Source organism: Lachnospiraceae bacterium GAM79, from assembly GCA_020735665.1.
GTDB lineage: Bacteria > Bacillota > Clostridia > Lachnospirales > Lachnospiraceae > Coprococcus.
The window spans coordinates 413961-426355 of sequence record CP085928.1 but is presented as its reverse complement, the minus strand read 5'-3'; the positions used below and the strand labels follow the sequence as shown (position 1 = coordinate 426355).

The following is a 12395-nucleotide window of genomic DNA, read 5'->3' as shown; positions in this document are numbered from 1 at the left end:
TCTGCTGTCTTATAACAATATCAGATTCTCCTCAAAGAAATGTGTGTTATTCAGATAGGTATCCATCGCCTGGATCAGCTCCTGATCATTTCTTGTCTCCTGACTGATCAGCATACTGTTGATCAGCTCAAATCGATTACTGTTCTTCTTATGACATGTTGTATTCTTTAAAATATCACTCTCAACGATGGATGAATTACCGCTCTCCGCACCATCAATGGAATATAACAGCGTCTCTCCGTGGAACACAACAAATTCCTTGATATAGATTCCCGGTATGATCTCATTCATTCGCTCCGATTTGTAATGTGCCATACTGTTGCTTTCCTGTCCGAAGCTGTAGCTTACCCAGATCTGTCTGCCGCTCTCGCCCTTAAAGATCAGATAGGTCTTAAACTTCATATCATCCGGCAACGTTACAAAGGATGCAAATTCTTTAAAGAACGGCAGGATCTTACTGCTGTCTATAAAATGACGAACTGTATTCCGGATCCATTCCTTCTGTTCTGCCGAGAACCGTCCACCGCAGCCTGCAAAATAAGAAAGCAGCGCCATCTCTGAAATCTCATCTGTAATGTTCTTCTTCTCCACCTCTTTATACAGACATTCCATGATATCCGCAGGAATCTTCAGATCCTTGATAATATACTGGTATGCACAGAACCGTAAAAATGCCTTGACTACCATGCCCCTGCTTCTGCCTGCGTAATAAAGCGCAAAGATATCAAAGATTGCCTCTGTATAAGCATCTGCAAACATCATCTGTGCCAAGATATTCTCTGCAAGCATATCAATATCACGATAATTTGTGTTAACTGCCTTAAACAGCTCTGCCATTTCCTCTAACGATCCATTATAGTTATTGATCAAAAATGCTAGAACCTTCTGTGTCGCATACCCCCTCCGGTACAGATATACACAAATGGATAATAACGTCCTGTCATCATCATAGCGCTTATCGGATATTCCGAATTCCGCGATCCGTATCAGTTCATCCACATCCACATCTACATATCCAAACCGATGTATTCCGTTAAATGCCTGCTCATACATCCGTAAAGAAATGTAATATGTAATGATCCGGGAAGCGTCCTCCACTTCCACATAATTCAAATCAATTCGTGACAGATATTTATATAAAATGTCCGCATCATAATTCTCATGATAATACTCAACCATATGGCGGAGTGCTCTCTGCCGGATCAGATAACTGATATTCGGACAGTTAGAGATATCACGCGCCAGATTGATCTCGGATGCATCCTTATATGAAAAGCTGTCTATATCGTTATACTCAAATAATAACAGACGGTAATCCTTCGGATTATACTCTTTACAGATATCCAGATAATTTTCTTCTCCGACAACCGGCTCAAGCCGGTATGGTACCGTATTGATATATCTGCAGCCCCGACTGTCAAGTAATGTAATGATAGCGGATTCTGACACGATCTCTACATAAGCTTCTCCATCAATCACATCCACCTGTTCACTCTTTTCCAGTTCCTCATGTGTTACAACCACTGATACAATATTCTTATTCCGACAGGTCAGCTTCTGCTTGAATATGATATTAATTAACTTTGATGCAAATTCCGGCTTCACGCTCTCCGGCTCCAGAAATTCTTCATAGATAACCGTCAGATCATCACTCACTTCTCCGTCGATGATCTTCTTCTCCATGAAGTTCTCGATCGCCGGAATATACTCATGGAACACATTCATATTCTGTGCCTTATTCATGATGACATTTGCATAGAGATACGCCAGCTCTTCATCATCTAACGTATTCTTGTAATTGAAATAACGGAGAATGGATTCCGGTATCGGCTGATACGTCTTCTTATCCATGCTCTTTAAGAAGCCCTCATACAAACCAACATATTTAATTCCTGCATTTGCCGCATCCTGATAATATACATGATACTCTTTATCACATTTTTTAAATCTGAGAAGAATTTCACATATCGTATCCAGTGTCATACGATCATGCTTTGCTGCATAGATATTCTCCAGCATCTTGAATGCGTGAATATCAAAGAGCTTCATTCTTGCAGCCGTCTTTACGAATTCCATAATGACATCTTCGGATACAAACTCATGCCGCATACCCCATCGGATAGCTGAGATCTCAAGCGGTGCGATCCGTTTCATCATAAGCGGCTGCTTATTGAACATATCACATATTTCAAAGTAAATAACCGGGCTGTTTACACCCTCATTATATAATTTCCGGATATCCTCATAGAGATTCCATTTATCCTCTGTATAACTGTAGTCCACAAATAACAGCAGCCAGAAATAAAACAGCTTGTCCTTCTCCTGTTCCAGTCGTCCGCGGACAAGTCTTGCCGTGCTGTCGATCATATCCTTATCCTTTGTCAGAAGTGCTTTCAGATAACTGTAATAACACTTCTCCATGCTGCCTGCCTCGTTCAGATCGGCATCTGCATCGATACGGACAAATTCCTGTTTTACATATTCTGTCTTGCCCTCTAACAGCTTCATATGAAGCAGACCCAGACGGTAGATATTATCCTCCGGTCTGTATTTGACCAGTGTTTCCAGTGCCTCTGTCGAACGTTTCGTGTAATCAGCAAGTGCCATCTTATCCGTACGGAAATCAATGTATGCTTTTGCCAGTGCCTCATGGCCTTTCTTGATCATGAAATTCACATGACGGTTCTTCGGCTCGGTTCGCTGAACCTCCGGCTTCTTGATGCTGACTTTCACGCTGATATTCTGCAGGGTATTATTAAAATGGATATAACCTGCCGATACTCCTTCCGGGATCTTCGTCGGATCGATCAGGAAGTTCAGTTCATAATTATTTCCGGTGAAATCCTGACCTGTGATCCTGGTTGCTTCCGGGATCAGGAAATCGCTGTCTGATGTAATATAGGTATGGGTATAACCCCAGGTATTCTTATTTACGGAGATCGTTGCACGAACCAGCTCGTCCGGCATCTCGATCAATAACTCACGCTGCTTTGCTGTCAGGGTGAGCACACGTTTCTTATGAGTATATACAAGGAATTCTTCCATCGCCTGATTGATGGATAACGATTTCTTCAGGCTCTCATAGACACCCTTTATGATCGCATCATCCCCTAAAAAGGTACGCACGAATTCCGGGCTGTCAAAGATCTGGACTGCTACATCCCAGTGCTCCTCTGCAAAGGTCGCGAACTGAAACAGATCCTCGATCCGTTTGTCTTCGACCAGAACATAAGGCGGTACAACCTCCACGCTGTATGGAATCTTATATTCGCCGCCATCCGTTATGATGTTGATATGTCCTTTGAAGCTCTTGCCTTCTTCGATTCCGCGGGCATCAAAAGAAAAGGCAACCGTATTCCGTCTGCCTACAAATGTATGACTCTTGAAATCGAACAGGTATCTGCTGTCATATACCATCAATTTGATCGGCACATCATTTTTTGATACCACCTTAAAGGTTCCCTGAAATACGGAGCCGGCTTCCACAGCCAGTTCCAGCTTTGCAATGGAAATATCAATATCCGGTCTTTCTACATTGAATTCTCCTCTGGCGTACTGTTCTACGATCCCTTTCATCTGGTTCTCCTTGCTTTCGTAATCATTTTATTAAAACTCATGTATTTTTCTTGTAATTAAATCCCCGAATCGGTATAATTATATAAAAACATATATTTTGATTATAGCAAAATAAATAGTTTTTTGAAACATTATATATGGAAAAAGAGGAATTTTTTATGGGAAAAAGTACATCACATCTTTCTGGAAGCAATCTGCTCTCCCAGAATGAATCTGTAAGATTTGACCTGAACATGAATCCGCTCGGGGTTCCGGATTCTGTCAAAAATGTCATTCTTAACAGCATCGAAGATCTGAAGCGTTACCCGGATGGCTCATATACAAGATTAAAGGAAAGTATCGCAGGCTATTCAGGTGCGGATCCGGACGATATCATTGTCGGAAGCTGCTCATATGAATTTATCAAACTCCTGATCGAATTCAACAGTCCAAAGCATGCTGTTCTTCTTTCACCGGGAGCACACAACTATGAGAAGGTCCTGAAAATGAACGGCTGTGATATCACATACTATCAGTTATCCGAAGAAGAAAACTACGAACTGGATATTGCGGATTTCATCTCTACGTTAAATGAATCCATTGATATGGTATTTATCTCGAATCCAAACGGAACAACATCACAGGTCATCGACCGCGAATCTCTGGAATTCATCGCAAAGATCTGTACAGGAAATGATATTGCACTGGTCGTTGACGAGGAGTATATGGATTTCGTTCAGGATAAGGATGATTGCACCGCTATTCCGCTGGTTAAGGAATATGACAATCTCTACGTTCTCAGAAATACAAGCAAATTCTTTGCAGTACCCGGACTTCGATTAGCCTATGCAATTACATCAAATCCGGTATTTAAAAAGACAATGTCGATCACAGGATTTCCTTATGCGATCAATACACTTGCAGAGGCAGCCGGCATCGATATGTTCAAGGATGCTTCTTATATAAGCAAAACCCAGACACTGATGAAGACGGAACGGAATCTGGTCTATTCTGCACTGGCAAGCCGCAAGACGATCAAGCTCTATAAGCCGGATGCGAATTTTATTCTGGTCAAATTACTGAAAAAAGACATTTCCGCACAGACGGTTGTGGATCATTGTCAGAGTAAGGGATTGTATATCAGAAGCTGTGCAGATATCACAGGACTGGATAATTCTTATATCCGCTTCTGCTTCATGAATCCGGAACAGAATGATCTGGTCGTAAATACAATTTTAGAGATCGTATAACAACTATATATGTTATTTAAATGAAAGGGTGGTACATACATATGAAACATGACGCAATGAAATTAACATCTTCTTACAACAATCAGTTATACATCAAAGTGATGAACGGTCACTTTGCTACAAACCATTCTCATATCAACCAGTACATTGATATGACAACCCTGAAAGTCAGAGGCACTATGGCTGCTGCCGCTGCCAAATCCATGGGAACCGAATATGTAGCATCAACTATCGTTGATACGATCGTCTGCATGGATGGTACTGAAGTGATCGGTGCTTATCTGGCAGAAACCTTAAGCCAGAACGGTATCACTTCCATGAACCAGCACAAGTCCATCTACGTTGTTACACCTGAGGTTCACAGCTCCGGTCAGTTGATCTTCCGTGACAACCTCCAGCCAATGATCGAAGGCAAGCATGTGCTTCTTCTGATCGCATCTGCTACAACCGGTAAAACGATCAAAAAGAGTCTGGAGTGTATCAAATACTACGGTGGTTCTATCGCAGGTATCTCTGCTATCTTCTCTGTTGCGACAGAGGTTGACGGCTATCCGGTACATGCACTGTTTACCGAAAAGGATCTCCCTGATTACAAGACTTATCCTCATGATCAGTGTCCAATGTGTCAGGCCGGAAACCGCATTGAAGCTATTGTAAACAGCTATGGTTATTCTGAATTATAATTTATAGTATCCAAAATAGAAGCCTGGGAGAAATTTCTCCTAGGCTTCTATTATTATCATTATCTTTATTACTCCTCCAAATATTTTTTTACCTCACCAATAACCAGCTTCGCTGTCTGAAACTGTTCTTCCGCTTTTTCTCGCGACGCAATATAGAAATCATCATAATCACTTTTTTCACGTACTCTTTGTAGCGTTCCAAGCTTTCTTCCTATTTCACGCGGAAATATTTCTTTAGCCACATATTCTTTATTAAAGTATCCCATAACATCTTTATGACGCTTAAAATCAACTGTACTCAACGCCAATATAGCTTTTACTGCATAAAATGCAGCATAGTAAGACCGATTAATCGAATCCTTATACAAACCTTCTTTTAAACAATGTGCTGCTACTTTCAAACTATCTTCAGCTTCAGCAATTCGATAATTACTTAAATTCTTTTGTCTCTCATCCAATTACTATCCCCTCCTTCTCTACATTATCAAAAAACGGCAATGCCCCCAACCAATATTTATAATGTTCCTCATTTTCCAGAACAGGATTAATCACAATGCCTGATTCCAATTCTAATTCAAAAGCAAGATCAAAAATTTTGTTCTCGACTTGTTCTATTTCTTCTTTTGAAAAGGGGGTTAATATCATAACATCAATATCTGAATTTTCCTTATAATCACCACGAGCATAAGAACCATAGACAATAATTTTAGAGAAATTATTTTCCAATATTTTTTTAGTACCCTGTGCAAAGGTCATTAAAACTTCCTGTCTTGTCATAAAATTTTCCTCCTGTTCCTGATTATTTTTATTCATATATTATGTAGTTATAATAACATTTTTTATTTATTAATGCCATTTAAATCTATTATAATCCCAAAATTCCTCAAATATCACTGAAAAATTATTTCATCTTATTATTCATGCTTTGGACAGCTTTCATTCGTCCATTTCTTCGGATTCGTGTCATCCGGTATCAACCCGGTCAGAAAATATCCGTGATAATTTTGCATTATTTGATTTCGCACTGACCTGGTAACGCCCACAAAAAAGAGGAACCCTTCATATCTTGTTCCACAAAAGTCAAATAAAAAACTAACGATTGTGTGTTCAAAACATAAAAGATTCCTATTTTTATTCTTTAAACTTTCTGTCAATCACCGGCACTATACTTGCAACTTACTATTAACTATGGTAATGAGAACGCTTATAATGCACGATGAGCCCTGCTGCCGCAAGGATCAATATTACTACAATCACCCACACCTGCGGAGTTACATCCTTAATGTTATAGCAGCGGACATTGATCCACATCTGATTGATCCGTTTGCTGGCATCTGCATCAAAGTACTGCATGATCGCACTTCGCTCGATCGCCGCTTCGTCCGGATACTGGGCATAGAGCTGACGTCTTGTCTGCTCCTCCGGAGCTGTTATGATGTAATCAGGATCCGAATTATCACCACTGAAGAAATAACCAAGCGGATATTCTGTTGTATCTTCTTCTCCATCTTCCGCACCATAATTCCAGTTCAGATAATCAAATACTGTATTATCATCTTCGCCTCCTGCAATAACAGAAGTATATCCGATGTAGTACATATTTCTGACTGCATTGTCCGGTCTTGAAAGAAAGTTCACAAAGCTTTCTGCTACCTGTTGTTTTCTGGCATCTTCATCGATACCATCCTTTAACATCACCCAGCCATCAAACCAGAGATTAGTAGATTCCTTCGGCACGGCGAAATCAAGATAAAGATCATCTTCTTCTGCCTGATCCATCGCATAAACCGCATCACCGGACCACTGATAATTTGCAAGTACCTTGCCGGATACCATATCTGCCTTACCACTGTCTGTCTCAAAGGAATATACATTGTCCTTCATATCCTGAAGCAGATCCTGTACTTCCTGTATCGTTTCCGGGCTGACATCATTCATTACCCGAAGCAGATCATCATGATAAGTATCTGCATTTGTGAATTCCTCTGATGTCAGTTCGTCCTGCTTTAAAATACCAAGTGCCGCAAAATAAGAATCACGCACATTATCCTTGATCGTAACCTGACGTGCAAACTTCGGATTATCCAAGATATTCCATGTACCTGCTTCTTCCTCCGTTATCTCCTCCGGATTATATAAGATACCGGTTACACCCCACATATATCCGGCTGCATATTTGCTCCAGCTCTCACCATTGATCTCATTTTCATCAAAGGTCTGTCTGATATATGGAGATACTCCCTTTGCATAATAATTTTCCTCTATACTCGTGTCATAAAACGAATCCGAAAACGGAACTACTTTTTCTTCTGCCATCAGCTTCATGATCATGTAGTCGGATGGACAAACCAGATCGTATTTATCACCAAGAGTAAGCATGTTATAAAGGTCTTCATTTGTTCCAAAACAGGAATATTCCACCTTTACCTTCTGACCATATGTCTCATAGTACCAGTTCTCAAAATCCGTCACCATGGAATTCTCACCGAAGATCTCGGTTCCATCTTCCAGGTCGATTACTTCGTCCTCATCCCATTCTCCAAGGTCGATATATTCTTCCCAGTTGGATACTCGAAGCACGATCGTATCATCCGACTTCTGTACATCGGCAGCATCTGTCTTTGCTGCATCACTTCCTGTATTATCTGATATGGCAGATGCTTCTGTCTGATCCTGCACATTATTATCTGCCTCCGCATGTACCAGATAAGCCGCAGGTGTAAGCATCATAAGTCCGGCACAGAAGCCGGCAAATCCTTTGAATAACTTCTTCTTATTCATATCTGCCACCTGCCTTTCCGGCTCTCGCCTTTGCCTTTGATGTCATATTCATACCAACAACGATCAGTATAACGATCACGAAGATCACTGTTGATAACGCCCATAAAGCAGTCTTGATCTCTGTCTGAGATCCTTTCGTCGCATTTACGACATAAGTACTGATCGTATCAAAGGTCGCAGGCTTCGTATAGCTTGCAATGAAATAATCGTCTAATGACAGGGTAATTGCCAGTGCAAATCCTGAAATCACCCCCGGCAGGATCTGTGGAAGGACTACTTTTACCAGTGCGGTAAATGGTGATGCACCCAGATCCATAGCTGCCTCATACAGGCTTCCATCCATCTGCTTTAGCTTCGGTACAACTGACAGATAGACAAACGGGGCAGACAGCACAACATGTCCAACGACCAGCGGCACATAGGATTCCTTACTGACACCAAATACTACGATCAGCAGGATACAGATTGAAAAACCGGTTACAACATCTGCATTTACAACCGGAACCTGATTCATCGCAGATACGATCCCCGATGCAAGTTTCTTGGAATAAAATGCACCGATCGCACCCAATGTTCCAAGCAGAGTGGCAATCAATGCAGATCCAACCGCAAGAAGAACCGTACCCCAGATCATATCTGCAAGCTCAGGCTTTGTAAATAACGTAATATAATTCTGAACGGAAAATCCGTGTATTGTTCCGATATTTGCCGAATCCGTAAAACTATAAACTGCAAGGATCAGAATCGGCAGATAGAGGATCACCAACATCAATATAATAAAAACAACCCGAAATCCTTTTTTCATTATAACAATGCACCTCCTCTGTTGTTGTCTTCTCCCTCATATTTATTTGTAAAGAGAGTAAAGATTAATATGATCAACAGAAGCACCAGTGCGATCATGGATCCATTGTGCCAATCGTATGCAGCAAAATAGCTACCTATCAGGCTACCCATAACATAAGTGCTGTTATACAACATATCCAATACAACATAGTTCGTCATAGACGGAAGGAATACCATCACGATACCACTGATGATACCCGGAACAGATAACGGAAGCGTCACCTTTAAAAATGTCTGAACAGAGCTCGCACCCAGATCATTTGCTGCTTCTAACAGACTGTTATCTAACTTCATCAATGTTGTATAGATCGGCAGGATCATAAATGGAAGAAAATCATATACCATACCGATCACGGAATTCAAAAACGGATAATATGCCAGATTATGCTCGATCAACGTCAAGACTTCTTTTAAAGCAGTCAGTCTTAACGTAAAATTGATCCACATCGGAAGAACGAAGATCATAACAATGATCGACTTTTTCTTCCATTCACTTCTGGCAAGTATATAGGCGATCGGGTACGCCAGCAACAAAGCTGCTGCCGTCGATACACAGGCGATCGCAAAGCTGTAGGCAAGGGTTCCGATCGTGTTCGGACTGGTGAAGAATCCTGTCAGGTTCTCCAGCGAAAACTGCCCCTCTCCATTTGTAAATGCATAATATATAATGACTATAAGCGGTGCAACCACAAAGCATATCAGGAACAATGCATATGGCACACACAGTTGTTTTCTGGAAAAACGTAATGTACTCATCTCTGTCTCCTTTTGCTTTCGGTTATTTCTTAAGTTCAAAGTGGATCTTATCCTTTGGAATCACAAGGCTGACAAAGTCATCCATATTCCAGAGATATTCATCGTGAACAATGAAGTCTTCCTCATTCTCCGTACGGACTACATAGCTGTAGTGGTCTCCTTTATAGATCAGGTTAATGATATGACCGGATATGATACCTTCCTCCTGATCATCACTCATCGTAATATCATCCGGCTTGATCGTTAAGATCACCTTGAGCCGCTCATAATCGATGACATCTCCGGACGCATCCATTAATACACCATCCTCATAATGAGACGACGGAACGATCTTACTCAGATCACACTCAAGCTCACCATCTAAGAATTCCAGCTTATAATATTTGTCAACTCCTGTCTCGATGCGGTTCAGTGCTTTCTCCGCAGGCATAACATGAATACCATCCGGTTCTACATTCAGTCCAACCATGTCGCCTACCTTTGCAGACTTTGTGGACTGTATCACGATCTCATTTTTACCGGACTGTACTGTGATCTCATAATGAACACCTTTAAATACCACAGAGATAACCGTTCCTTTTACTGCTCCCTGCTCCGGTGGCACGATCAGGATATCCTCCGGACGTACTACGACATCCACCTGTGTTCCATGTTCTACATCATCCAGACATTCGAATTCCGCACCGCAGAAACGAACCTTTAATTTGTCTGTCATGATTCCATTAAAAATGTTGCTTTCTCCGATAAAGTCGGCAACAAATGCGTTCTTCGGCTCATTGTAAATATCCTCCGGCGTACCGATCTGCTGGATACGGCCTTCTGACATTACAACGATCTTATCTGACATTGTAAGCGCTTCTTCCTGATCATGGGTTACATAGATAAAGGTGATTCCCAGTCTCTCATGCATTCCCTTTAATTCGAGCTGCATCTCTTTTCTCATCTTCAGATCCAGCGCACCTAGCGGCTCATCAAGCAGCAGGATCTCCGGCTCATTTACCAGTGAACGTGCGATCGCGATTCTCTGCTGCTGTCCACCGGACAATGTCTGAACGCGTCTATCTTCAAATCCCTCAAGATCTACCATCTCAAGGGCCTTTTTTACTTTCTTTTCAATCTCAGCCTTTGGAAGCTTTTTCAGCTTCAGACCAAATGCAATATTGTCATAAATATTTAAATGTGGAAACAATGCATATCTCTGAAATACCGTATTGATCGGGCGCTTATTTGGTGGTAACTTGCTGATGTCCTTACCATTTAATAAGATCTCCCCCTCTGTCGGCATCTCAAAACCGGCTATCATTCGAAGTGTGGTCGTCTTACCACAACCGGACGGCCCTAAAAAGGTTACAAACTCCCCACGCTGTACCTCCAGATTAAAGTCATCCACAGCCGTAAAGTTATCATCAAAATTTTTTGTGATATGCTTTAACTCAATAATGTTTTCCAATTATTTATACACTCTCCTTTTCAAGTTATTTGTAATTTTTATCATTAGACAAAAATCAACTAATTCTAACATATCCGGGAGAAAATTAATATATATTTCGTGTTATTTTTCTTAGGTTTTGTGTAAATTTTACATCTGAAATTTCATCGTCTGAGAACCGACGCATACAACCTGACCAGATCTGTCTTATCGCCGAATTGAAGATGAACCGAACCGTAATCCGTCCCCTGAAGCCGAACATTTTTATTCACTGCCAGATCACTCAGATGCACGCTGGAATTCAGCCGCCCGTACCAGCCATCCGGAGTCTGCGTAAGCCCTGTGACCGGAAGCTCAGCCAGCAATTTTTCTAATAATGTGTCCTTCCCTGACGGCTGCTCGAACAAGTCTGTATCTGATATCTTTTTCATTTCTGCCGGATGTGTCTTCTTCTGCATCACACTCTCTGCTGTCTGCAAAGAAAGATCTGCTTCGACGCTCACTGTCTCATCAATATTCAGATCATTATAAAACGTATGAATCCGGTCAACTGCTTCTATATTGTCCGTATGAAAGATCAGATAACTCTGACCGGTATTAGAATCAACAAGAAAAGTGATCCTCCAGGACTCACTTTCCGCGTTACTTTGAAATGTTGTTATAGAATCATCCTGTCCGGTGATTGTCAGTTCACCGGAAGTTAAGCCAAAATATTCAGCCGTATTTAACAGGAGATTTTTTATTGCTGTCGGCGCCAGACGAGAATGAGACACCTGATACACACCCCATGCACTCACATCCGCATCGATCTGCCTCTGTGCATCTGCCTCCCGCACTCCGGCAAATACTTCTTCTATGTCCATTTTCTCATTTATAAAAAACTGCAATGCTGCTGCGATCCAGACAAGCAGCACCATGTATATCTTCGCTGATCTTTTCACGTACATGTCCACCACCCTTTTTCTATATTCTGGACAATATCATATTCTTTTATACTTAGCGTATTATTTTTACTTTACAGGTCATTCCTTTCTCATAAAAGAAAATGCTGTCAGACATATAAATGCCTGACAGCTCATCGACTACAGAAATCTC

The 12395-nt window shown here is 41.2% G+C and carries 10 protein-coding genes; 2 read left to right on the top strand and 8 right to left on the bottom strand.

Annotated elements, in window-relative coordinates:
* Positions 1-9: 9 nt before the first annotated feature.
* Positions 10-3576: a DUF5717 family protein gene (locus LK416_01925; GenBank protein ID UEA74965.1), complete on the bottom strand. Its 3567-nt coding sequence runs from the start codon at positions 3574-3576 to the stop codon at positions 10-12.
* Positions 3577-3734: 158 nt separating this feature from the next.
* On the opposite strand from LK416_01925, the gene LK416_01920 reads away from it, so the two are divergent.
* Both LK416_01920 and LK416_01915 read left to right on the top strand, forming a co-directional pair.
* Positions 3735-4805 carry an aminotransferase class I/II-fold pyridoxal phosphate-dependent enzyme gene (locus tag LK416_01920; GenBank protein UEA74964.1) on the top strand — a complete coding sequence of 357 codons (1071 nt, stop codon included), beginning with the start codon at positions 3735-3737 and terminating at the stop codon, positions 4803-4805.
* A gap of 41 nt (positions 4806-4846) precedes the next feature.
* Complete coding sequence (locus LK416_01915) at positions 4847-5488, top strand: orotate phosphoribosyltransferase (GenBank protein UEA74963.1); 642 nt, start codon at positions 4847-4849, stop codon at positions 5486-5488.
* Positions 5489-5556: 68 nt separating this feature from the next.
* On the opposite strand, the gene LK416_01910 is transcribed toward LK416_01915, so the two are convergent.
* The 7 genes from LK416_01910 to LK416_01880 all read right to left on the bottom strand — a co-directional run bounded on the left by LK416_01910 (position 5557) and on the right by LK416_01880 (position 12247).
* Complete coding sequence (locus LK416_01910; GenBank protein UEA74962.1) at positions 5557-5946, bottom strand: HEPN domain-containing protein; 390 nt, start codon at positions 5944-5946, stop codon at positions 5557-5559.
* Positions 5939-6265: a nucleotidyltransferase domain-containing protein gene (locus tag LK416_01905; protein UEA74961.1), complete on the bottom strand. Its 327-nt coding sequence runs from the start codon at positions 6263-6265 to the stop codon at positions 5939-5941. Before LK416_01905 ends, LK416_01910 begins: the two co-directional genes overlap by 8 nt.
* 405 nt (positions 6266-6670) lie before the next feature.
* Positions 6671-8269: an ABC transporter substrate-binding protein gene (locus tag LK416_01900; protein UEA74960.1), complete on the bottom strand. Its 1599-nt coding sequence runs from the start codon at positions 8267-8269 to the stop codon at positions 6671-6673.
* Positions 8262-9074 (bottom strand): ABC transporter permease, encoded by an 813-nt coding sequence (locus LK416_01895; GenBank protein UEA74959.1) that lies wholly within the window; start codon positions 9072-9074, stop codon positions 8262-8264. The genes LK416_01900 and LK416_01895 overlap by 8 nt, the downstream gene beginning before the upstream one ends.
* On the bottom strand, positions 9074-9871 hold the full coding sequence (locus tag LK416_01890; GenBank protein ID UEA74958.1) for an ABC transporter permease: 798 nt from the start codon (positions 9869-9871) through the stop codon (positions 9074-9076). Before LK416_01890 ends, LK416_01895 begins: the two co-directional genes overlap by 1 nt.
* 22 nt (positions 9872-9893) lie before the next feature.
* Entirely contained in the window at positions 9894-11321 is a 1428-nt protein-coding gene (gene potA / locus LK416_01885; GenBank protein ID UEA74957.1) for a polyamine ABC transporter ATP-binding protein, read from the bottom strand.
* A 143-nt stretch (positions 11322-11464) separates the two neighbouring features.
* Positions 11465-12247: a hypothetical protein gene (locus tag LK416_01880; GenBank protein UEA74956.1), complete on the bottom strand. Its 783-nt coding sequence runs from the start codon at positions 12245-12247 to the stop codon at positions 11465-11467.
* Between the last annotated feature and the right edge of the window lie 148 nt (positions 12248-12395).